Genomic DNA, 21,465 nt, shown 5'->3' on the forward strand with positions numbered 1-21,465 from the left:
GTCTTGTTGGTGTGCTATGGGGGGGTGTGGTTTTATTTGTGGTTCATCCTGTTTTTTCCTGAGTCCGCGGGGCCGCCCCGCTCGGCCGGGGGCCGCGGCGCCGCCCCGCCGGCCCCCGGCCGTCGCGTGCCGGTGGAAGGTTCTGCGGTCAGCCGGCCTGCTCGCGGCATTGCGGGCACAGGCCCCAGAACGTGACGTCGGCCTCGTCGATGAGGTAGCCGGCGTCGTCGACCGGGTCCAGGCAGGGCGGGTGGCCCACGGCGCAGTCGACGTCCTTGACGGCGCCGCAGCTACGGCACACCAGGTGGTGGTGGTTGTCGCCGACGCGTCCCTCGAAGCGGGCGGGGCTCCCGGCGGGCTCGATGCGGCGCACCAGCCCGGCCTTGGTGAGGGCGTGGACGGCCTCGTAGACGGCCTGCAGCGAGATGTGGCCGACGCGGTCGCGGACTCCGGCGGCGATCCCCTCGACGTCGAGGTGGTCGCCCTCCCGGACGGTCTCCAGCAGCGCGACGCGGGCGGCGGTCACCCGCAGGCCGGCACCGCGCAGTTCCTCGGCGGTGGTCGGGGTCTGCGATGCGCACATGGACCCCAGATTACCTTAACGAATCACGAACGATTCAAAACAGTAAACGCTACAACTCTGTACCTCCGTTGGGAAGGGCGCCGCGCGCGCGGATCAGGACGCGGGCGCGGAGACCAGGGCGTTGACCTCCGGCAGGACCGCGTCGGCGACGGAGACCGGGCGCGGGATCAGGCCGTTGGCGTGGAAGAGGTCGGCGGCGTGCTGCTGCTCGGCGACGAAGCCCTCGTCCACCGGGTTCAGCCCCCACGGGCGGGTGCGCAGCGCGTGCTCCCACGCGTCGAGGTCGCCGCCGTCGTCGGCGGCGAACAGCTTCGCGGCCTCGCGCGGGTTCGCCTCGATCCAGGCGTCCGACTCCTTCAGCGCGGCGACGATCGCGGCCAGCTCGTCGCGCCGCTCCGTCGCGAACGCCCGGCTGGTGAACCACAGCGAGCGGTGGCTGAACAGGCCGGGCGTCTCGATGACCGTCCGGACGGGACGCCGCTTCTCCACGTCGGTGAGGTAGGGGTAGGACCCGACCCAGGCGTCGACGTCGCCGTTCAGGAACAGCTCGGCCGCGTTGCCGTAGGCGTCCACGGGCTCGATGTCGCTCCAGCTCAGGCCCGCCTTCTCCAGCGCGAGCAGCAGCAGGGTGGTCTGCCAGGAGCCGTGCCCGAGCGCGACGCGGCGGCCCTTGAGGTCGGCGGGGCCCGCGATCGGCGAGTCGTCCGGGACGACGATCCGGCCGTTCTCCACCCGCGGCCCGGAGATCGCGACGTAGACGACGTCGTGCCCCTTCGCCTGCGCGGTGACGGGCGGCGTGGAGCCGGTGCCGATGAAGTCGTAGCCGCCGTCGAACAGGTGGTCGCCGTGCCCGGACGGGAGGCCCTCGGTCGGCGCGGGCCGGTCGCCGGCGGGCAGCGACCGCAGGTCCACCCACTCCACGTCCGGGACGGACCGCTCCAGGATGCCGCGGTGCCGCAGCACCCACAGCGAGTTGTTCTGCGGGAAGTAGCCGACGCGCAGGGTCATGCGATCTTTCCTTTCAGCAGGGGGAGGACGTGGCGGCCCACACGCTGGGCCTCCTCCAGGTGCGGGACGCCCGCGAGGATGAAGGCGTCCACGCCGAGGTCGATGAGCTGGTCGAGCCGCTCGGCGACCTGGTGGTAGTCGCCGACGAGCCCGAACAGCGGGCCCGGCCGGAGCCGGTTGAAGCCGCCCCACACGTTGGGCTGCACTTCGAGGTCGCGGAGGTCGGAGCCCGCGTCGGCGGTGAACGCGCGGCCCCGCTGCCAGCCGACGGACTCGGACGCGTCCGGGGTGCGCGGCGCCTCGCCGAGCCGCGCCCAGCCCTGGCGCAGCTCCTCCCACGCCTCCTCCTCGGTCTCGCGCGCGAGGACGTCGACGCGGACCGCGAACTTCGGGGGCGTGTCGCTGTGCTCGCGGACGAGCGCGAACTTCGCGGCGAGCGCGTCGAACGGCTCCAGCCAGGACAGGTAGTAGTCGGCGTGGCGGCCGGCGGCGGCGATCGCGGCGGGCGACGACCCGGAGAAGAAGATCTCGGGGAACGGCTGCCCGCGCAGCTCCGGCGGCAGCGCCGCGCCCTCGACCCGGTAGAAGCGGCCCTCGTGGTCGAACGGGCCGTCCCACACGCCCTTGAGCACGTCGAGGAACTCCGACGTGCGGGCGTACCGGTCGTCGTGCGCGACCTTGTCGCCCCACCACAGCTGCTGCGGGCCGCCGCCCCCGGAGATGATGTTGTAGACGACGCGCCCGCCCGTCGCGGCCTGCAGCGACGCCGACATCCGCGCGGCCTGGACGGGGTGCAGGAACCCCGGCTGGAACGCGATCATGAACCGGTAGGCGGTGGTCTCCCCGGCGAGCGCGGCGGCCGCCGCCCACGGGTCGTCGGTCTCGGGGAACGACGGCATCAGCCCGCCGACGAACCCGGACCGCTCGGTCGCCCGCGCCACCTCCGCCATGTAGTCGAGCGGGCCGTGGCCGTCCGGCGCGCCGCCGCGCAGGCCGGGGCCGAGGCTGCCCGGCAGGTACGGGCCGAAGCCGCCGCGGGTGATGTCGCCGAGGCGCAGCGCGGGAGCGTCGCCCTCCATCGCGATGCGCCAGTAGATGTCAACCGACACCTTCGGTCTCCTTACGCAGCAGGGGCAGGACGCGCTGCGCCAGCCAGTAGGCGGCGCCCGTCACGTCACGGGCGGGCACTGCGTCACGGGCGGGTGCCGCCGACTCCACGAAGAACTCGGCGATCCCCTCGCCGGCGCGGCGCAGGATCTCGTCGGCGAGCGCCGTCTCGTCCCGGACGTCGGCGCGGAGCCGCAGCGCCGCGTCGACGCCGTCGGGGACGAGGCCGGGGTCGTCGTCCGGGCCGATGAGGTGCGCGTCGGCGTGCTTGGCGGACAGCGCGAGGGCCTCGGGCGACGTCCCGGACAGGTACACGCGCGGGAACGGGCGCGGGACGCGCGAGCCGGGGAAGCCGCCGTCCAGCACCTGGAAGTGCTCGCCCTCGAAGGTGTACGGGCCCTCGCCCCACACGCCCTTCGCGATCGTGAGGAACTCGTCGGCGCGGGCGTAGCGGGCAGGGCCGTCCAGGAAGTCGCCGTGTGCGCGCGCGACGTCGGGCGCGAGGTCGACGGCGAGCCGCCACGCGAGCCGCCCGCCGGTGTAGCGCTGCAACGACGCCGACAGCTTCGCCGCGTAGACGGGCGTCGCGATCGCCGGGTGGAACTCGGCCGCGACCTGGACGTGCCGGGTGTCGCGCAGCACCGCCGCCGCGAGGACCAGCGGGTCGTGGCCACCGGGATCGAACGGGACGAGCACCCCGTCCAGCCCGCCCAGCTCGGCGGCGCGGCCCACCGCGCGGTGCTCGGGCTCGACGGCGCGCGGGCGCACGTCGGTGACGAAGTCCGGCAGCACCGCCCGTCCGGGCGCGCGGGTCGGCGCCACGACATGCAAGCGGGTCAACGTATCGCTCCTTCCGAGGGCCGTCCGGCCTTCTCCTTGTCGGGCTCGTGCGCGGCCTCGGGCTTGCGCTCGGGCGCGGGCTCGGGCGCGGCCGCGCGCTCGGGGCCGGGGTCGCCGAGCCGGACGCCGAGGTCGGCCAGCAGGCGGCGGCGCAGCGCGGTGAACTCCGGATCGGCGGAGTCGCGGGGTCGCCGCGCCGTCACCCGCTCGTCGGTGACGAGCCGGCCGTCCCGCAGCACCGCGACCCGGTCGGCCAGCCGGATCGCCTCGTCCACGTCGTGCGTGACCAGCAGCACCGCCGGGCGGTGCGTGCGGACGAGGTCCCCGACGAGGTCCTGCATCCGCAGCCGGGTCAGCGCGTCGAGCGCGGCGAACGGCTCGTCCAGCAGCAGCAGTTCCGGCTCGCGGACCAGCGCGCGCGCCAGCGCGACACGCTGTGCCTCGCCGCCGGACAGCGTGTGCGGCCACGCCCGGGAGTGGTCGGCGAGGCCGACCTCCGCGAGCGCCCGCCGCCCCCGCTCCTGCACGGCGGCGCCGCGCGGCAGCCCGACGACGACGTTGCCGAGGACGCGCTTGGACGGCACCAGCCGCGGCTCCTGGAACACGATCGTGCGGGCCTCGGGGACCAGCACGGTGCCGCCGTCCGGACGGTCGAGGGCGCCGAGGATGCGCAGCAGCGTCGTCTTGCCGGTGCCGCTCGCGCCGAGGAGCGCGACGAACTCGCCGCGTTCGATGTCGAGGTCCACCCCGTCCAGGACGGCGCGGGTCCCGAAGACCCGGCGCAGGCCCCGCAGGTGCACAGCGGTACTCGCCGTGCCCGTGCTCGCCGTGCCGGTGCTCGCGGTGTCGCTCATCGCGCCGCCCCCTTCGCCCGCCACGGCATCAGCAGCCGCTCGGCGCCGCGCGCCAGCAGGTCGGCGGCCAGCCCGAGCAGCCCGTACACCAGCACGCAGACCGACAGGATGTCGGTGCGCGAGAAGCTCTGCGCCTGCGTCATCAGGTAGCCGATCCCGGACGTGGAGTTGATCTCCTCGGCGGCGATCAGCGCGATCACGCTGAGCGTCATCGACAGCCGGAACCCGGCGAGTAGCGACGGCAGCGCGCCGGGCAGCACGACCTCGCGGACGAGCCGCCATCCGCCGAGGCCGAAGGTGCGCATCGCCTCCAGCAGCCGCCGGTCCACGTTCCGGACGCCGCCCGCGGTCGAGACGTACATCGGGAACGTGGTGGCGACGGCGATGAGGATGATCCGCGCCGACTCGCCGATCCCGAACCACACCATGAACAGCGGGACGAGCGACAGGAACGGCAGCGCTCGCAGCAGTTGCAGCGGCGAGTCCAGCAGCTCCTCGCCCAGGCGGGAGAAGCCGGTGACGACGCCGAGCAGCAGCCCGGCGGCGAGGCCGAACGCCAGGCCGAGGACGGCGCGGGTCAGCGAGACCCGCAGCGCGTCGGTGAGCTGGCCGTCGGACCACAGCTCGCGGGCGGCGTCCGCGACCGTCGCGGGCGAGGCGAGCACGTCGGGGCTGAGGACGCCGGTCGCGGACGCGACCCACCAGCCGCCGAGCAGCGCGAGCGGGCCGAGGGTGCGCAGCGCGACGGTCACGCCGCGGCGCCGCGGCCTCGGGACGCGCGGGCGCGGGACGACGAGCCCGGGGTGCGCGCCGCCGGCCTCCGCGCCGCCCACCGCCGTGCCGCCGGTCTCGGCGCCGGTCGCGCCGTCGGCCTCGGTGCGGCCGACCTCCGTGGAGGCGGCGGTCACGTCCCGCTCCCGGGCAGCGCCACCACGTACGGCTTGACGTCCACCGCCGTGGGGGTGATCTTCTGGTCGGCGAAGAACCGCGCGACGCTCGCGAAGCCGTCAAGGTCGGCGGCGCCGATCGGCTGGGCGGTCGCGCCCTGCGCGAGGTTCTGCACGGTGAGCCGCTCCGCGTCGCCGCTGACGGCCTGCGGCCCGGCCTTGGTGAACACGTTGACGTAGGCGCCGGGGTTCTTGATCTGGTCCTGCCCGCGGTCGTGCAGGTACTGGTAGAACGCCTTGACGACCTCGGGGTGCGCGTCGGCGAGCTTCGTCCGGACGGCCCACACCGAGTAGTTCTGCGATCCGATCTGCCCGCCGTTCACCAGGAAGTGCGCGCCGGTCGAGGCCATCTCGGGGAGCGAGTACGTCGCCCACACCGCCCACGCGTCGACCTTCCCGGAGTTGAAGACGGGAGCGGTCTGCGCGGGGTTGAGGTAGACGCGCTTCACCTGGTCCGGCTTGATCCCGGACGCGGCGAGCGCCTTGAGCAGCAGGTACTCGGCGGTGCCGCCCTTGTTGACCGCGACCGACTTCCCGACGAGGTCGCGCGGCGTGCGGATCGGGGAGTCCTTGCGGACCAGGATCCCCTCGCCGATCTTGTCGGGGGCGATCTGCGCGAACAGCTTGAAGCCGGGCTTCTGCGCGAGCGCGGCGATCGCGGAGGTGATCGAGCCCTGCGCGAAGTCCAGCTCGCCCGCGTTCAGCTCCTGCGCGGCGGGCGCGAACGGCCCGGCGCTCCCGGTCCACTTGACCTTGGCGTGTACCGCCGACAGCGCCTTGTCGAGGCTGCCGTCCTTCTTCCCGGCGGCGAGCACCCCGGAGTTGCCCGGGTCCGGGACGCGGATGGTGACCGTCCCGCCGCCGGACGCGCCGGAGTCGTCCGAGCCGCCGCAGCCCGCGGCGGCGAGCAGGACCGCGAGGGCGCCGGCGGCCAGGGCCGGGAGGGCGGGGAAGCGCTTCATGGATGCTCCTGTGCGACGAAGGCGAGCCGCGGGACGAGGTCGCGCGCGGCGGCGAGGGGTGCGGGATCGGCCCAGGCGGACACGTCCACCGGGGCGTCGTGGAAGCCGTGCCGGCGCAGGAACTCCTCCTGGTCGGCCAGCAGGTCGAGGCGGTCGGCGTCGAGCGCGGCGTGCAGCTCGCGGTGGAAGCCGTCGCCGTAGGCGCGGGCGACGCCCTCCGCGCCCGACCCGGTCTCGTCCGCGAGGATGCGGGCGAGGTCGCCGGGGTGGTCGCGGCCCCAGTCGGCGGCGCCGAGCAGCACGGCGAGGAACCGGACGACGAGGTCCGGGTGCTCGTCGAGGAGCCGCTGGTCGACGGTGATGGGCCGGGGCGTCCCGTTGTTGACCCTCCACCGGCGGTCCGGCAGGGCGTCGAGGTCGATCGCGACCTCCGCGCCGTAGCGGGCGGCGGTCTCCACGGCCACCGAGCCCTTGGTGTAGACGGCGTCGACGCGGCCGTCGCGCAGCGCGGCGAGCTCGGCCTCCCACTGCCCGGGGAGGGCGTCGCCGTCGAGCTCGACGAGCTCGGCGTCGGCGAGGGTGAGCCCGGCCTGGCGCAGCGCGCCGTCGAAGCCGCGCAGCGCCATCGCCCGCCAGAAGTCGATCTCGATGGCGCGGCGCGGCACGGCGAGCCGGCGGCCCTTCAGGTCGTGCGGGCCGTGCAGCCCGGCGCCCGGCCGGGCGAGCACGACCTGCCGCTCCTCGAACCAGGTGAGGCCGACCAGGCGGGTCGGCGCGCCGGTGGAGCGGGCCCACAGCGCGGGGACGTTGCCGCCCTCGCGGACGAGCGTGGGAAGCCGGTGGCGGAAGTGCTCGCCGCGGTCGGGCCCGGCGCCCGCGTCCTGGAGGGAGCGCACGGCGATGCCGTCGGCGGCGAACTCCGCCGCGAGCCAGCCCTGGTCTGCGGCGATGCCGGTGGCGGTGGGGACGGGACAGCGGGTGAACCAGAGGTCCGCGGGACGGGTGTCGGCCATGCCGGGAGTATTACCAACAATCCCTACCAACTCAATCTGGATCCCATAAGGTGGGAAACATGGCACACCCTCCCCCCGGCGGGCAGGCCGTGCGGCGCGCGCTGGACGTCCTGCTCTGCTTCCGCGACGGCGCCCCGCCGCTCACCGCGTCCGGCATCGCCCGGCGGCTCGGCCTCAGCACCTCGACCGCGCACCGGCTCGCGCAGACCCTCGCGGGCGCGGAGTTCCTCATCCGCGACGCGTCCGCCCGCTACCGCCTCGGCCCCGCGGTGACCGAGCTGGGCCTGCTGTCGTTCCACCGGCAGGGCCTGCACCGGGTCGCGCCCGAGCTCGACCACCTGGCCCGCGTCACCGGGACGACCGCCGACCTCGCGATCCGCAGCGGCGACCACGCGGTGCTGCTGGCCGGCGGCACCGTGCGGCGCACCGAGGACGGCGTCGGGCTGCGCCGCCCGCTGCACTCCACCGCCCTCGGCAAGGTGCTGCTCGCCTGGCCCCGGCCCGGCGCCGACGACCTCGCGGAACTGGCGCCGCTGCGCCCGCTCACCGGCCGAACCATCGCGGACGTCGGCGAGCTGCGCGCGGAGGTGGAGCGGGTCCGCGCCGCGGGGCACGCGATGAACGACGGCGAGTCCGCCGAGGGCGTGCGCACCCTCGCCGTCCCGCTGCTGGACCGGTCCGGCCACGCCCGGTACGCGCTCGCGCTGCGCTCCACGCCCGAGGTCCTCACGGACGCGCGCGTCCCGTGGTTCCTCGCGCACGCGCAGTCGTGCGCGCGGGCGATGGAGGTGCTCCTGCTGCCGCCGGAGGACCGCCGGGGCTGGGCGGGCCAGAGTGGCTCCCGTCCATAACATGTATTTCCTACTGTTTTAGTTGCTTTTTCGCCGGATGGGTGCTTACACTCCCCGCGTCCGCCGGGACGATCCCGGCCCTTGGGAGACGACCGTGACCACCATGTGCGACGAGCCCGCGCAGCGGGTCCCCCCGCGCGACCACGCGGGCTGGCTCGCCCTGGCGCGGACCACCGCGTCCGGCCCGGCCGTGGACGACCCGGACGGCCGCCACGCCGGGCGCCCGCAGGCGCGCGGCGCCGAGGCCCTGCGGCAGGCCGGGCTGCTCACGCTGCTGATCCCCGCCCGCCACGGCGGCGGCGGAGCCACCTGGCGCACCGCCTTCCAGGTCGTCCGCGAGGTCGCCGCCGCCAACGGCGACCTCGGGCTGCTCCTCGGGCACCACTACCTGCTGTCCTGGACGCCCGCCCTCCACGGCACCGAAGCGGACCGCGAGCGGGTCTGGCCGGTCGCGGCCGCCGCCTGCCAGCTGTGGGGCGGCGCCCCCGACCCGCGCGACGCGTCGCCCACCCTGGCGCCGCGCCCGCACGGCGGCTTCACCCTGGACGGCACGACGGCGATCACCTCCGGCGCCGTCCTCGCCGACCGCCTCGCCGTCGGCGCGACCCGCGCCGACACCGGGGAACCGCTGATGGTGCTGGTCGATCCGGCCGGGCCGGGCGTCGCGCGCGCCGAGGGCGGCGCGGGCGGCGCGCCGAACGGAACGGTCCTTTTCTCCGGCGCCATCGTCGGCGACCACGACGTCATCGGACGGCCCGGCCCGGCGTCCACCGCGCTGATGGCCCCCGCCATCCAGATGGTGTTCGCGCAGCTCTACCTCGGCATCGCCGAAGGGGCGCTCGACGCGGCGCGCGCGCACGCCGTCGCCCGGTCGCGGCCGTGGCCGCTCGGGCAGGCGCGGCGGACCGGCGGCGACGCCTACCTCGCCGGCGCCTACGGCGGCCTGCTGGCGCAGGTGCGCGCGGCCCGCGCGCTGGCGGACCGGGCCGCCGACGACCTGGCCCCGGACCTGCACGGCGCCGCCGCCCGGCCCCAGAGCGCGGAAAGCGCGGGCCAGCCGGACGAGCGGTACTGCGAGACGGCGGTCCTGGTCGCCACCGCGAAGATCGCCGCCGTCCAGGCCTCGCTGGCGGTCGCCTCCCGCGTGTTCGAGCTGGCCGGGCCGGACTCCGCCCGCGCGCGTCCGGGCCTGGCCCGGTTCTGGCGCTACGCCAAGACCCTGCACGACCCGGTCGCCCACCGGCAGGCCGAGGTCGGCCGCGAGTTCCTGACCGGCGAGTTCCCTCCCGAAAGGAAGGCCCCACCGTGACCCTGACGCCCCCTTGGCCCTCCGCCGCGCCACCGTCCGCCGGGCGGGCGGCGCGATGACGGCGCTCGACCTGAACCTCCGCCGCGTCTACGGCGCCTACCCGACCGGCGTCGCGGTCGTCGCGGGCCTGGCGGGCGGGCGGCCCGCCGGCATCGCCGCCAGCTCGTTCGTCCCCGTGTCCCTCGACCCGCCCCTGGTGTCGGTGTGCGTCGCGCACACGTCCACGACCTGGCCGCTGCTGCGCGAGCTGCCCCGCATCGGGATCAGCGTGCTCGGCGCGCACCAGGAGGACGTCGGCCGGCGGCTCGGCGCCCGCACCGGCGACCGGTTCGCCGGGGTCGCGTGGCGGTCCACGCCGGGCGGCGGCGTGCTCGTCGAGGGCGCGTCCGCCTGGTACGAGTGCACGGTCGAGCAGCGGGTCCGCTCCGGCGACCACGACATCGTCGTGTTCCGCGTGCACGACCTGGACGCCGCCCCCGACGTCCCGCCGCTGGTGTTCCACGCCAGCGCCTTCCGCCGGCTCGGCTGACTATTTCCTACTTTGTTGGTCGGTATTGACTGATACATGATCGCCCGCTTACGTTGGCCGTGATCAGCAGACCGTGATGGGAGAGATCCACGTGAATGCGACGCCGGGCCCCTGGAGGAGCGCCGCCGTGCTGGCGGCCGGACTGGCGGCGCTGACCGCGTGCGGATCGGGCGGCGGCGCGTCCGGCGGCGGCACCGGGACGCCCCGCACCGGCGGCACCCTGACCTTCGCCGTCGGATCGGACGCGGGCTGCGCCGACCCGCAGCAGGTCGCCAGCAACGACAGCATCTACTCGGTGCGCCAGCTCGTCGACTCGCTCACCGACCAGGACCCGTCCACCGGCAAGATCGTGCCCTGGCTCGCCCAGAGCTGGACCATCGGCGACGACGCCCGGACGTTCACCTTCCACCTGCGCCCCGGCGTCACCTTCAGCGACGGGACCCCGCTCACCTCCAAGGTCGTCAAGGCCAACTTCGACGCCGTCCCGAAGCTCGGCCCGCTCGCGCTGCTGGCGGAGGGCTACCTCAGCGGCTACCAGGGCACCGACGTCGTCGACGACCTCACCTTCAAGGTCCGGTTCAAGCAGCCGAACGCCCAGTTCCTCCAGGCCACCGCCACGCACTCGCTCGGCATCGAGGCCGAGGCCAGCGTCCGCAGGACGCCGCAGCAGCGGTGCGCGGAGGGCATCGTCGGGTCCGGGCCGTTCACGCTCCAGAAGTACGTGCCGAGCCAGTCGATCACGCTGGCCGCCCGCAAGGGCTACGCGTGGGGCTCGTCGCTGTGGAAGAAGCCGGGCACCGCCTACCTCGACCGCGTCGTGTTCAAGATCCTCCCCGAGTCGGGCGTGCGGACCGGCGGGCTCACGTCCGGGCAAGTCGACGCCATCGGCAGCGTCGGCCGGGCCGACGAGGCGGCGCTCAAGGCGTCCGGCGTGCAGCTGCTGGCACGTGCCAATCCCGGCGTCGTCTTCGGCCTCACCCCCAACAACACCCGGTCCCCGCTCAACGACGAGAAGGTCCGGCAGGCGATCGCGCTGGGCGTCGACCGGCAGCAGGTCGCCCAGACCGTCTTCCCCGCAGGCACGCACCCCGCCACCAGCGTCCTCGCCCACACCACGCCCGGCTACGTCAACGTCGGCGCCGCACTGGCGCACGACCCCGCGCGCGCGAAGGCCCTGCTCCAGTCCGACGGCTGGACGCCCGGCGGCGACGGCCTCCTGCAGAAGGGCGGCAAGAAGCTCAGCATCACCGCCACCTGGGCGCCCGTCGCCGCCACCAACAAGCCGGCGCTCGAACTGCTCCAGCAGCAGCTCAAGACCATCGGCGTGCAGCTCGCGCTCAAGGAGCAGCCCGTCGCCCAGCTCGCGCAGCTCCAGACCTCCGGCAACTTCGACCTGCTGTTCGGCAACATCACCCGCGCCGACCCCGACATCCTCCGCAGCTCGTTCTCCACCAAGCTCGCCAACCCGTACAAGCTGCCGGCCACCGGCCTGGACGCCCTCCTCGACGGACAGGCCGCCGAACCCGACCAGGCCAAGCGCCTCGACCTGGTGGCGCAGGCGCAGCGGCAGATCGTCCAGCACGCCTACACGATCCCCGTCGTCGAGCTCCAGACCGAGCTGGGCGTCGCGAAGAAGGTCCACGGCCTGCTGTTCGACGCGTCGAGCCGCATCCAGCTCCACGACACCTGGATCGGTTAGCGATGCGGCGCTACGCGGCCTTGCGCCTCGCCCAGGCGGCCGGGGTGCTGTGGGCGGCCTACACGGTGTCGTTCCTGGTCCTCGACCTGCTGCCCGGCGACCCCGTCTCGGCGATGGCCGGGGCGGGCGCCGACCAGGCGGGCGTCGACCCCGCGCGGATCGCCCGGCTGAGGGCCGAGTACGGCTTCGACGAGCCGATCCCGGTGCAGTACGTCCACTACCTCGGCCGGGCACTGCGCGGCGACTTCGGCGACTCGGTGTCCGGCGGGCGGCCGGTGACGTCCGTCATCGGCGACGCGCTGCCGTCCACCCTCCAGCTCGTGGCCGCCGCCCTCGCGCTCGCCGTGCTGCTCGGCGGCGGCCTCGCGCTGGCCGCCACCTACACCTCCCGGCGGTGGCTGCGGCAGCTCCTGCTCTCGCTGCCGCCGCTCGGGGTGTCGGTCCCGACGTTCTGGGCCGGGCTGATGCTCGTCGAGATCTTCTCGTTCCGGGCGCGGCTGCTCCCCGCGTTCGGGAACGGCGGGCTGCGCGGCCTGATCCTGCCCGCCGTCACGCTGGCGATCCCCACCGGCGCGGTCGTGGCGCAGGTGCTGGCCAAGAGCCTGCTGACCACCCTCGACGAGCCGTACGTCCAGACCGCCCGCGCCAAGGGCGCCGGACGGGCCCGCATCCACCTGCGGCACGCGCTGCGCAACGCGTCGCTGCCCGCGCTGACGGTCGTCGGCGTCCTCGTCGGGCAGCTCATGGCCAACTCCGTGGTGATCGAGACGGTGTTCTCCCGCAACGGCCTCGGCCGCGTCACCGCCGGCGCGGTCACCACCCAGGACATCCCGCTCGTGCAGGGCGTCGTGGTGTTCGGGTCGCTGGTCTTCGTCCTGGTCAACCTGATCGTCGACCTCGCCTACCCGCTGCTGGACCCGCGGATCTCCGCCGCGGGCGGCCGGCGCTGGAGCCCCGCATGAGCAGCACCCTCGACGCCCTCGGCGTCCTCGACGTCCCGGACGGGCCCCGCGAGCCCGAGCCGCCGCCGCGCCGCCGCGCCGGGACCGCCCGCACCGTCCGGTTCTTCCTGCGCCGGCCGGGGCTCGTCCTGTCCGTCCTCGTGATCGCGGCGGTGGTGCTGGCGTCGTTCTGGCCCGGCCTGTTCACCTCGCGGGACCCGCTGACCGGCGTGCCGGCGCAGGCGTTCCGGGCGCCCGGCGCGGCGCACTGGTTCGGCACCGACGAGCTGGGCCGCGACCTGTACGCGCGGGTCGTGCACGGCGCGGCGCTGTCGCTCAAGGCGACGCTCATCGCGGTCGCGGTGTCGTTCGTCGCCGGCGGGCTGCTCGGCCTGCTCGCCGGGTTCGCCGGCCGCTGGATCGACGACGCGCTGATGCGGTTCGTCGACGTGCTGCTGTCGATCCCCGCGCTGTTCCTGTCGCTCGCGCTGGTCACCGCGCTCGGCTACGGGACGGTGAAGGTCGCGGTCGCCGTCGGCGTCGCCAGCGTCGCGACGTTCGCGCGGGTGATGCGGTCGGAGGTGCTGCGGGTCCGGCAGGCCGTGTTCGTGGAGGCGGCCCGGTCCTGCGGGACGCGCTGGTACGCGATCCTCGGCCGGCACGTCCTGCCGAACGCCATCGGGCCGGTGCTGGTGCTCGCGACGCTCGACTTCGGCACGGCGGTGCTCGCGGTGTCGTCGCTGAGCTTCCTCGGCTACGGCGCGGCGCCGCCCGCGCCCGAATGGGGGACGCTGATCTCCGACGGCCGCAACTACCTCGCGAACGCCTGGTGGATGACCGCGCTGCCGGGCCTGACGATCGCCGCGACCGTGCTCGCCACGAACCGGATCGCGCGGGCGCTCGACGGCGAGTGGGGGCGGCGGTGACCGGCCCGCAGGAGACCGCCCCGCTGCTGGAGGTGGCGGGCCTGTCCGTCTCGTACCGGACCCGGACGGGCCGGGTGGAGGCCGTGCGCGGCGCCGACCTGGACGTCCGGCCGGGCGAGATCGTCGCGCTGGTGGGGGAGTCGGGCTCGGGCAAGAGCACCACCGCGCACGCCGTGCTGCGGCTGCTCGCACCGAACGCGTCCCTCGACGCGGGGGCCGTCCGGTTCGCGGGACGCGACCTGGCGGCGCTGTCCGAGCGGGAGCTGCGCACCGTGCGCGGCGCCCGGATCGGGCTCGTCCCGCAGGACCCGGGCGTCGCGCTGAACCCGGTGAAGCGGATCGGCGAGCAGGTCGCGGAGGTGCTGCGGCTGCACGGGCTCGCCACCCGCCGGACGGCGCCGGCGGCGGCGGTCGAGGCGCTGGAGCGCGCCGGGATGCCGGAGCCGGAGGTGCGGGCGCGGCAGTACCCGCACGAGCTGTCCGGCGGCATGCGGCAGCGCGCGCTGATCGCCGTCGCGATCGCCGCCGGGCCGCGGCTGATCGTCGCGGACGAGCCGACCAGCGCCCTCGACGTCACCGTGCAGCGCCGCATCCTCGACCACCTCCAGCACCTGACCGAGGAGCTCGGCACCGCCGTGCTCCTCGTCACCCACGACCTCGGCGTGGCCGCCGACCGGGCCGCGCGGATCGCCGTCATGTCGCAGGGCCGCGTCGTCGAGTCGGGCCCGGCGCGGCGGATCATCGAGGACCCGCAGGACGCCTACACGCGCCGGCTGCTGCGCAGCGCGCCGAGCCTCACCGCCGTCCGCGCGCGCCCCCGGCACGCGCTCCCGCAGGAGCCCGCCGAACCGGAGGCGTCCGGCGAGGTGCTGGTCACCGCCGAGCACCTCGTCAAGGACTTCCCGCTGCCGCGCGGCCGGACCGTCCGCGCCGTCGACGACGTCGGCCTCACCCTGCACCGGGGCCGGACGCTCGCGCTGGTCGGCGAGTCGGGCTCGGGCAAGTCCACGACGGCCCGGATGATCCTGCGGCTCGTCCCGCCGACGTCCGGCCGGATCGTGTTCGACGGCGAGGACGTCACCGCCGCGGGGGGCGCGGCGCTGCGGCGGCTGCGGCGCCGGGCCCAGCTCGTCTACCAGAACCCGTACGCCTCGCTCGACCCGCGGTTCTCGATCGGCGAGGTGATCACCGAGCCGCTGCGGGCGTTCCGCGTCGGGGACCGGGCGTCCCGCACGGCCCGCGCCCGCGAACTGCTCGACCGCGTCGCGCTCCCGGCCGCGACGCTGGAGCGCCGCCCCGCCGAGCTGTCGGGCGGGCAGCGGCAGCGGGTCGCGATCGCCCGCGCGCTGGCCCTCGAACCCGACCTCGTCGTGTGCGACGAGCCCGTCTCGGCGCTGGACGTGTCGGTCCAGGCGCAGGTGCTCGACCTGCTCGCCGAGCTGCAGGACGGCACGGGCCTGGCGTACCTGTTCATCTCGCACGACCTCGCGGTCGTCCGGCAGATCGCGCACCGGGTCGCGGTCATGAAGGCCGGACGGATCGTCGAGACCGGCGCGACCGGCACCATCTTCGGCGACCCGGCCCACGAGTACACCCGCGAACTGCTCGCCGCCATTCCCGGCGGGGACGCGCGCATCGGCGCCGCAGGCGCACGGCTGTTGGAGGAGCGGACATGACCGTACAGACCACGACGACCACCGGCACGGCGGAGGCGTTCGCGGAGGAGTGGCGCGCCTGGCACGCCGCGCAGGAGGCGCTGCTCGCCGACCCGCACGGCTTCCTCGCGATCACCGGCCTGCACTTCCTGGACGAGGAGCCGCGCCGCCTCCCCGGCGCGCCCGGCGCCTGGAGCACCGGCCCCGAGGGCGTGACCGTCGTCCTCGGCGACGGCGAGGAGCTGGTCGTGGACGGCGAGACCGTGCGCGGCGAGCACCGGTTCGGCGTGCTGCCCGAGCGCGGCGGCGTCACCGCGATCTGGGGGGACGCGGCGATCGAGGTGGCCAAGCGCGGCGGGAACGACCTCGTCCGGCCCCGGCACCCCGACCATCCGCTGCGCACCGCGTTCCGCGGCACCCCCGCCTTCCCGCCCGACCCGCGCTGGGCGGTGACCGGCCGCTACGTCCCGTTCGACGCGCCGCGCCCGACCACCGTCGGCGCCGCCGTGGAAGGGCTCCAGCACGTCTACGACGCGCCGGGCAGGATCGAGTTCGAGCTGGACGGCCGGTCCCTCGCGCTCACCGCGTTCAACGGCAAGGGACCCGGCGAGCTGCTCGTCCTGTTCACCGACGCGACGTCCGGCGTCACCACCTACGCCGCGAACCGGGCGCTGTCCGTCACCGTGCCCGTCACCGTGCCCGCCGCCGACGGGACGGTGACGCTCGACTTCAACCGCGCACACAACCTGCCGTGCGCGTACACCGAGTTCGCGACCTGCCCGCTGCCGCCCGCCGAGAACCGGCTGCCGGTCGCGGTGGAGGCGGGCGAGAAGATCCCCTACGAGCGCGCCGCGGGACAGGGGGAGCGGTCGTGAGCGTCCTGGTCCTCGTCGGGAACCCGCGTCCGAAGTCCCGGACGCTGCAGATCGCGCTCCAGGCCGCCGAGGCGGTCGCCGGACGCGCCGGGCACGCCGGAGAGCCGGACGTCGTCGACCTCTCGGAACTCGCGTCCGGGCTGCTCGGCGCCGCGCCGCCGCCCGAGGTGCAGGACGCGCTCGACCGCGTCGCGCGAGCGGACGTCCTGGTCGTCGCGAGCCCGACCTACAAGGCCACCTACACCGGCCTGCTGAAGGCGTTCCTCGACCGGCTGCCCGGCGGCGCGCTGGCGTCGACGGTCGCGCTGCCGCTGCTGGTGATGGGCGACCCGAAGCACTCGCTGGCCGTCGAGGTGCACCTGCGGCCGCTCCTGGTGGAGCTGGGCGCGACCGTCCCGACCCCCGGCCTGGCGTTCCTGGAGGCGCAGGTCCCGGAGGCCGCCGAGGTGCTCGGCGCCTGGGCGGACCTCGTCGCCCCGCAGGTGTCCGCCGCCCTCGCGAGCATCACGGCGCCCCCGAGCACGACCGCGGGGGCCCTCTGATGCCGGTGAAGCAGATCCACCTGGCGGCCCACTTCCCGGGCGTCAACAACACCACCGTCTGGTCGGACCCCCGGTCGGCCAGCCAGATCGACTTCGGGTCGTTCGTCCACCTCGCCGAGACCGCCGAACGCGGCAAGTTCGACTTCTTCTTCCTCGCCGAGGGGCTGCGGCTGCGCGAGATGAAGGGGCGCATCCACGACCTCGACGTGGCGGGGCGGCCCGAGTCGCTGACCGTCCTGTCGGCGCTGGCGGCCGTCACCACCCGGCTCGGCCTCGCCGCCACCGTCAACTCGACCTTCAACGAGCCCTACGAGGTGGCGCGCCGGCTCGCCACCGTCGACCACCTCAGCGGGGGCCGCGCCGCCTGGAACGTCGTGACGAGCTGGGACGCGTTCACCGGCGAGAACTTCCGGCGCGGCGGGTACCTCGCCGAGGCCGACCGCTACGCCCGCGCCACCGAGTTCCTGCACACCGCCCGCGAGCTGTGGGACTCCTGGGCGGACGGCGACCTGGTCGCCGACCCGGCGGCGGGGGAGTTCGCCCGCCCCGGCGCGGGCGCGTTCGCGCACCGCGGCCCGCAGTTCGACATCGCCGGCCGGTTCAACGTGCCGCGCCCGCCGCAGGGCCACCCGGTGATCATCCAGGCGGGCGACTCGTACGAGGGCCGCGAGTTCGCCGCCGCCGACGCCGACGTCATCTTCAGCCGGCACGGCACCCTGGAGGACGGCCGGGCCTTCTACAAGGACGTCAAGAGCCGCCTCCCCCGGTACGGGCGGCGCCCCGACGACCTGAAGATCATGCCGGCGGTCACCTACGTGCTCGGCGACACCGAAGAGGACGCGGCCGAGCGCGCCGCCGAGATCCGCCGGGCGCAGGTCTCCCCGCAGAACGCCATCGCGTTCCTGGAGGGCTACTGGGGCCGGGACCTGTCGGCCTACGACCCCGACGGCCCACTCCCCGACATCGACCCCGACCTCGGCGAGGGCGTCTCGAAGGGCCGCGCGCAGTTCCGCGGTGACCGCGCCGAGACCGTCCGGCGGTGGCGGGAGCTGGCCGCCGAGCGCGGCCTCAGCATCCGCGAGCTGGTCATCGAGGCCACCGCGCGGCAGACGTTCGTCGGCACGGCCCGCACGGTCGCCGACCGGATCGACGAGTTCGTGCAGACCGACGCCGCCGACGGCTTCGTGTTCGTCCCGCACCTGACCCCGGGCGGCCTCGACGACCTGGTGGAGCACGTCGTCCCGCTGCTGCAGGAGAAGGGCGTGTTCCGCGCCGACTACACCGGGCCCACGCTGCGCGACCACCTCGGTCTGCGGGTCCCGGGCGTCCACTCGACCCGATCCGGAAGGGAGGCGTCGTGACCGGCCTGCACCTGTCCGCCGCGCTCACCGACGCCGGCTGGCACCCCGCCGCCTGGCGCGACCCCGCCGCCCGCCCCGGCGCGCTGTTCACCGCCCGCTACTGGACGGACCTGGCCGCCGAGGCCGAGCGCGGGCTGCTCGACTTCCTCACCATCGAGGACTCGCTCGGCCTCCAGTCGTCCGACCCGACCGCGCCCGACGACCGGACCGACCAGGTCAGGGGCCGTCTCGACGCGGTGCTGACGGCCGCGCTGCTCGCGCCCGCCACGTCGCGGATCGGGCTCGTCCCGACGACGATCACCACGCACACCGAGCCGTTCCACGTGTCCATCGGCATCGCGTCGCTGGACTACGCGAGCCGGGGGCGCGCGGGCTGGCGGCCGCAGGTCGCGGGCGCGCGGCTCTCCGACGCCGCCCACTTCGGCCGCCGGACGTTCCCCGAGTTCGACCTGCCCTGGTTCGCGACCCCGGACGGGGCGGCGTTCAGCGCCGAGCTGTTCGGGGAGGCCGCCGACTTCGTCGAGGTGGTGCGGCGGCTCTGGGACAGCTGGGAGGACGACGCGGAGATCCGCGACGCCGCGACCGGCCGCTTCCTGGACCGCGACAAGCTGCACTACATCGACTTCGAGGGCCCCCACTTCAGCGTCCGCGGCCCCTCGATCACCCCGCGCCCGCCGCAGGGCCAGCCGCTCGTCACCGCCCTCGCGCACGACGTCGGCCCCTACGAGTTCGCCGCGCGGAGCGCCGACGTCGTCTACGTCACGCCGCACTCCCGGCCGGACGCCGTCACCATCATCGCCCAGGTCCGCGAGGCGGAACGGACGGTCGGCCGGGCCGGCGAACCCCTCAAGGTCTTCGCCGACCTGGTCGTGTTCCTCGACGAGGCGCCCGGCGCGGCGTTCGCCCGCAAGGCCCGCCTGGACGAGCTCGACGGCGCCGCCCTCGCCTCCGACGCCGAGATCTTCGCCGGCACCCCCGGCGAGCTGGCCGACCTGCTGCTCGACTGGCGCGACGCGGGCCTCGACGGGTTCCGGCTGCGGCCCGGCGTCCTCCCCCTCGACCTGGAGGGGATCACCAGGGGGCTCGTCCCGGTCCTGCAAGGGCGCGGCGCGTTCCGGACCGCGTACGACGCGGCGACGCTCCGCGGCCACCTCGGCCTGTCCCGTCCCGCCAACCGGTACGCGACCGCATGAAGTTCCTCGCGATCACCCTCATCGTGCACGCGCCCGACCCCCGCACGGGCGCGCTGAAACCCGTCACCGAACGGCTCCGCGACGTCGTCGAGCACGCCGTCCTCGCCGAACGGCTCGGCTTCGACGGCTTCGGCGTCGGCGAACGGCACGAGCGGCCGTTCCTGTCGTCGTCGCCGCCCGTCGTGCTCAGCCACATCGCCGCCCGGACCTCCACGATCCGGCTGTTCACGGCCGTCACCACGCTCAGCCTCCTCGACCCCGTCCGCGCCTACGAGGACTACGCCACGCTCGACCACCTGTCCGGCGGGCGCCTCGAACTGATCATCGGCAAGGGCAACGGCACCGCGCAGGCCGCGCTGTTCGACGTCACCGCCGAGGACCAGTGGGACCGCAACCGCGAAGGCTACGAGCTGTTCCGCCGGCTGTGGCGGGAGGACACCGTCACCTGGCGGGGCCGGCACCGCCCGCCGCTGGACAACGCCGAGGTGCTGCCCCGGCCGCTCCAGCGCCCCGTCCGCGTCTGGCACGGCAGCGCCACCAGCAAGGAGTCGGTCGAGCTGGCCGCCCGCTACGGCGACCCGCTGTTCTCCGCGAACGTCACCAACCCCGTCGAACCGTACGCCGAGCTGGTCTCCCACTACCGGGAGCGGTGGGCGCACCACGGCCACGACCCCGCCGACGCCCTGGTCGGCGCCGGGACGGCCGGGCTCTACGTCGCGCCGAGGTCCCAGGACGCCATCGAGGTGTACCGGCCGGTGTTCGAGGCGCGGCAGGCGCTGTTCCGCCGCAACGGCGTCACGCCCGTCTTCGACTCGATCGAGGACGCCGTCGCGCGCGGCTCCGCGCTCATCGGCAGCCCCCAGCAGATCATCGACAAGGTCCACCGCTACCACGACCGGCTCGGGCACGAGGTCATGCACGTCCAGGCCGACCCCGACGGGCTCCCCGAGGACCTGCACCGCGCGTCCCTGGAGCTGTTCCAGAGCGACGTCGCGCCCGTCCTGCGCAGGGAGATCCCGAGCCGGCCGTTCCCGCCCGCACCGATCCCGCCCGCCCCGAACGCGCCCGCCACGACCGCCGCAGGGAGCCGCCCGTGACCCCCCTCTCCGTCCTCGACCTCGCGCCCATCCCCGCCGGCGGCACCGCGCGCGACGCCCTCCGCAACACCCTCGACCTGGCGCGCCGCACCGAGGCCGCCGGCTACCGCCGCTACTGGCTCGCCGAGCACCACCTCGCGCCCGGCGTCGCCAGCGCCGCGCCGCAGGTCCTCATCGAGGCGGTCGCGGCGGCCACGTCCCGGATCCGCGTCGGCTCCGGCGCGGTGCAGACCGGGCACTGGACGCCGCTGTCCATCGTCGAGCAGTTCGGCACGATCGACGCGCTGCACCCCGGCCGCATCGACCTCGGGCTCGGCCGCTCGGGGCAGCGCCGCGCCGAGGCCGCCGCCCGGCCCGCGGCGCCTCCGAAGCCCGCCCGCGGGGCCGAGGTGGTGGACGGGCTGCTCATCCCCGCGCCGTTCGACTTCACCCGGCTCGCCGCGTCCGCCGCGTTCGGGCTGCACGGCGCGCTGCTCCAGCAGCCGGGCGCCGAGTCCCCCGGCTTCGCCGGCGTCGTCGACGACATCGCCGCGCTGATCGCCGGCACCTACGCCAGGGACGGCCAGGAGGCGCACGCCACCCCCGGCGAGGGCGCCGACCTCGCCCTGTGGATCCTCGGCAGCAGCGGCGGCGAGAGCGCCCGCGTCGCGGGCGAGCGCGGGCTGCCGTTCGCGGCGAACTACCACGTCAGCCCGTCCAACGTGCTGGAGGCCGTCGAGGCGTACCGGGCCGCGTTCCGGCCGTCGGACGTGCTGGACGAGCCGTACGTCATCGTGTCCGCCGACGCGGTGGTGGCGCCGACCGACGAGCAGGCCCGGGAGCTGGCGTCGCCGTACGCGCTGTGGGTGCACAGCATCCGGTCCCGGCTCGCGGCGATCCCGTTCCCCACCCCGGCGCAGGCCGCCGCGCACGAGTGGCGGCCCGAGGACCTCGACCTGGTCGCCGACCGCGTCGACACCCAGTTCGCCGGGGCGCCCGGCACGGTCGTGGACGGCCTCGCGACCCTCCAGCGCGTCACCGGCGCCGACGAGCTGCTCATCACGACGATCACCCACGACCACGCCGACCGCGTCCGCTCCTACGAGCTGCTCGCCGCGGCCTGGGACCGCGCGGCGCCCCCGGTCACGGCGCCCCCGGTCACCGTCCCGCGCCAGGCCCGCCGATGACGGCGCC

The 21,465-nt window shown here is 75.2% G+C and carries 21 protein-coding genes; 13 read left to right on the forward strand and 8 right to left on the reverse strand.

Going from position 1 to position 21,465, the window contains the following annotated elements:
- Positions 1-148: 148 nt before the first annotated feature.
- The 8 genes from ABT299_RS42875 to ABT299_RS42910 all read right to left on the reverse strand — a co-directional run bounded on the left by ABT299_RS42875 (position 149) and on the right by ABT299_RS42910 (position 7,314).
- Complete coding sequence (locus ABT299_RS42875) at positions 149-583, reverse strand: Fur family transcriptional regulator (RefSeq protein ID WP_500254273.1); 435 nt, start codon at positions 581-583, stop codon at positions 149-151.
- A 93-nt stretch (positions 584-676) separates the two neighbouring features.
- Positions 677-1,591, reverse strand: a complete 915-nt coding sequence (locus ABT299_RS42880; RefSeq protein WP_500254274.1) for an ABC transporter substrate-binding protein — start codon at positions 1,589-1,591, stop codon at positions 677-679.
- Positions 1,588-2,700, reverse strand: coding sequence for an LLM class flavin-dependent oxidoreductase (locus ABT299_RS42885; protein ID WP_387032213.1), 1,113 nt, complete (start codon positions 2,698-2,700; stop codon positions 1,588-1,590). The genes ABT299_RS42880 and ABT299_RS42885 overlap by 4 nt, the downstream gene beginning before the upstream one ends.
- Positions 2,690-3,538 carry an LLM class flavin-dependent oxidoreductase gene (locus ABT299_RS42890; RefSeq protein ID WP_500254275.1) on the reverse strand — a complete coding sequence of 283 codons (849 nt, stop codon included), beginning with the start codon at positions 3,536-3,538 and terminating at the stop codon, positions 2,690-2,692. The genes ABT299_RS42885 and ABT299_RS42890 overlap by 11 nt, the downstream gene beginning before the upstream one ends.
- Complete coding sequence (locus tag ABT299_RS42895) at positions 3,535-4,392, reverse strand: ABC transporter ATP-binding protein (RefSeq protein WP_500254276.1); 858 nt, start codon at positions 4,390-4,392, stop codon at positions 3,535-3,537. The genes ABT299_RS42890 and ABT299_RS42895 overlap by 4 nt, the downstream gene beginning before the upstream one ends.
- The gene (locus ABT299_RS42900; RefSeq protein WP_500254277.1) at positions 4,389-5,300 is read right to left on the reverse strand and encodes an ABC transporter permease; all 912 of its coding nucleotides are present in this window, start codon (positions 5,298-5,300) and stop codon (positions 4,389-4,391) included. Before ABT299_RS42900 ends, ABT299_RS42895 begins: the two co-directional genes overlap by 4 nt.
- Entirely contained in the window at positions 5,297-6,301 is a 1,005-nt protein-coding gene (locus ABT299_RS42905; RefSeq protein ID WP_387032222.1) for an NrtA/SsuA/CpmA family ABC transporter substrate-binding protein, read from the reverse strand. Before ABT299_RS42905 ends, ABT299_RS42900 begins: the two co-directional genes overlap by 4 nt.
- Positions 6,298-7,314, reverse strand: coding sequence for an ABC transporter substrate-binding protein (locus tag ABT299_RS42910; protein ID WP_190855604.1), 1,017 nt, complete (start codon positions 7,312-7,314; stop codon positions 6,298-6,300). Before ABT299_RS42910 ends, ABT299_RS42905 begins: the two co-directional genes overlap by 4 nt.
- 59 nt (positions 7,315-7,373) lie before the next feature.
- Between ABT299_RS42910 and ABT299_RS42915 the strand changes: the two genes are divergently transcribed.
- From ABT299_RS42915 to ABT299_RS42975, 13 genes are all read left to right on the forward strand, one after another.
- Positions 7,374-8,165, forward strand: coding sequence for an IclR family transcriptional regulator (locus tag ABT299_RS42915; protein ID WP_500254278.1), 792 nt, complete (start codon positions 7,374-7,376; stop codon positions 8,163-8,165).
- Between the two features lie 103 nt (positions 8,166-8,268).
- The gene (locus ABT299_RS42920) at positions 8,269-9,474 is read left to right on the forward strand and encodes an acyl-CoA dehydrogenase family protein (protein ID WP_500254297.1); all 1,206 of its coding nucleotides are present in this window, start codon (positions 8,269-8,271) and stop codon (positions 9,472-9,474) included.
- A gap of 13 nt (positions 9,475-9,487) precedes the next feature.
- A complete protein-coding gene (locus ABT299_RS42925) occupies positions 9,488-10,003 on the forward strand; it encodes a flavin reductase family protein (RefSeq protein ID WP_241755456.1) in 516 nt (171 codons plus the stop codon).
- 127 nt (positions 10,004-10,130) lie between these two features.
- Positions 10,131-11,702, forward strand: coding sequence for an ABC transporter substrate-binding protein (locus ABT299_RS42930; protein WP_500254279.1), 1,572 nt, complete (start codon positions 10,131-10,133; stop codon positions 11,700-11,702).
- 2 nt (positions 11,703-11,704) lie between these two features.
- Positions 11,705-12,664, forward strand: a complete 960-nt coding sequence (locus ABT299_RS42935) for an ABC transporter permease (RefSeq protein WP_433146478.1) — start codon at positions 11,705-11,707, stop codon at positions 12,662-12,664.
- Complete coding sequence (locus ABT299_RS42940) at positions 12,661-13,569, forward strand: ABC transporter permease (protein ID WP_387032235.1); 909 nt, start codon at positions 12,661-12,663, stop codon at positions 13,567-13,569. The genes ABT299_RS42935 and ABT299_RS42940 overlap by 4 nt, the downstream gene beginning before the upstream one ends.
- Positions 13,566-15,245 (forward strand): dipeptide ABC transporter ATP-binding protein, encoded by a 1,680-nt coding sequence (locus ABT299_RS42945; RefSeq protein WP_500254280.1) that lies wholly within the window; start codon positions 13,566-13,568, stop codon positions 15,243-15,245. The genes ABT299_RS42940 and ABT299_RS42945 overlap by 4 nt, the downstream gene beginning before the upstream one ends.
- Complete coding sequence (locus ABT299_RS42950) at positions 15,242-16,099, forward strand: DUF1684 domain-containing protein (RefSeq protein ID WP_500254281.1); 858 nt, start codon at positions 15,242-15,244, stop codon at positions 16,097-16,099. The genes ABT299_RS42945 and ABT299_RS42950 overlap by 4 nt, the downstream gene beginning before the upstream one ends.
- On the forward strand, positions 16,096-16,641 hold the full coding sequence (locus ABT299_RS42955) for an NADPH-dependent FMN reductase (protein ID WP_500254282.1): 546 nt from the start codon (positions 16,096-16,098) through the stop codon (positions 16,639-16,641). Before ABT299_RS42950 ends, ABT299_RS42955 begins: the two co-directional genes overlap by 4 nt.
- Complete coding sequence (locus ABT299_RS42960; protein WP_387032241.1) at positions 16,641-18,002, forward strand: NtaA/DmoA family FMN-dependent monooxygenase; 1,362 nt, start codon at positions 16,641-16,643, stop codon at positions 18,000-18,002. Before ABT299_RS42955 ends, ABT299_RS42960 begins: the two co-directional genes overlap by 1 nt.
- A complete protein-coding gene (locus ABT299_RS42965) occupies positions 17,999-19,195 on the forward strand; it encodes an LLM class flavin-dependent oxidoreductase (RefSeq protein ID WP_500254283.1) in 1,197 nt (398 codons plus the stop codon). The genes ABT299_RS42960 and ABT299_RS42965 overlap by 4 nt, the downstream gene beginning before the upstream one ends.
- The gene (locus ABT299_RS42970; RefSeq protein ID WP_500254284.1) at positions 19,192-20,292 is read left to right on the forward strand and encodes an LLM class flavin-dependent oxidoreductase; all 1,101 of its coding nucleotides are present in this window, start codon (positions 19,192-19,194) and stop codon (positions 20,290-20,292) included. Before ABT299_RS42965 ends, ABT299_RS42970 begins: the two co-directional genes overlap by 4 nt.
- Complete coding sequence (locus tag ABT299_RS42975; protein ID WP_500254285.1) at positions 20,289-21,458, forward strand: LLM class flavin-dependent oxidoreductase; 1,170 nt, start codon at positions 20,289-20,291, stop codon at positions 21,456-21,458. Before ABT299_RS42970 ends, ABT299_RS42975 begins: the two co-directional genes overlap by 4 nt.
- Positions 21,459-21,465: the final 7 nt, after the last annotated feature.

Origin of the sequence: Spirillospora sp. NPDC000708 (assembly GCF_040299565.1) — a bacterium.
In the GTDB taxonomy this organism is placed as follows: domain Bacteria; phylum Actinomycetota; class Actinomycetes; order Streptosporangiales; family Streptosporangiaceae; genus Spirillospora.

Excerpts from the sequence above, each read along its gene's own strand:
- ABT299_RS42910 (WP_190855604.1), bottom strand. The coding sequence starts at position 7,314 with ATGGCCGACACCCGTCCCGCGGACCTCTGGTTCACCCGCTGTCCCGTC.
- ABT299_RS42920 (WP_500254297.1), top strand. The coding sequence starts at position 8,269 with ATGTGCGACGAGCCCGCGCAGCGGGTCCCCCCGCGCGACCACGCGGGC.
- ABT299_RS42895 (WP_500254276.1), bottom strand. The coding sequence starts at position 4,392 with ATGAGCGACACCGCGAGCACCGGCACGGCGAGCACGGGCACGGCGAGT.
- ABT299_RS42880 (WP_500254274.1), bottom strand. The coding sequence starts at position 1,591 with ATGACCCTGCGCGTCGGCTACTTCCCGCAGAACAACTCGCTGTGGGTG.
- ABT299_RS42875 (WP_500254273.1), bottom strand. The coding sequence starts at position 583 with ATGTGCGCATCGCAGACCCCGACCACCGCCGAGGAACTGCGCGGTGCC.
- ABT299_RS42960 (WP_387032241.1), top strand. The coding sequence starts at position 16,641 with ATGCCGGTGAAGCAGATCCACCTGGCGGCCCACTTCCCGGGCGTCAAC.
- ABT299_RS42935 (WP_433146478.1), top strand. The coding sequence starts at position 11,705 with ATGCGGCGCTACGCGGCCTTGCGCCTCGCCCAGGCGGCCGGGGTGCTG.
- ABT299_RS42970 (WP_500254284.1), top strand. The coding sequence starts at position 19,192 with ATGAAGTTCCTCGCGATCACCCTCATCGTGCACGCGCCCGACCCCCGC.
- ABT299_RS42940 (WP_387032235.1), top strand. The coding sequence starts at position 12,661 with ATGAGCAGCACCCTCGACGCCCTCGGCGTCCTCGACGTCCCGGACGGG.
- ABT299_RS42915 (WP_500254278.1), top strand. The coding sequence starts at position 7,374 with ATGGCACACCCTCCCCCCGGCGGGCAGGCCGTGCGGCGCGCGCTGGAC.
- ABT299_RS42950 (WP_500254281.1), top strand. The coding sequence starts at position 15,242 with ATGACCGTACAGACCACGACGACCACCGGCACGGCGGAGGCGTTCGCG.
- ABT299_RS42905 (WP_387032222.1), bottom strand. The coding sequence starts at position 6,301 with ATGAAGCGCTTCCCCGCCCTCCCGGCCCTGGCCGCCGGCGCCCTCGCG.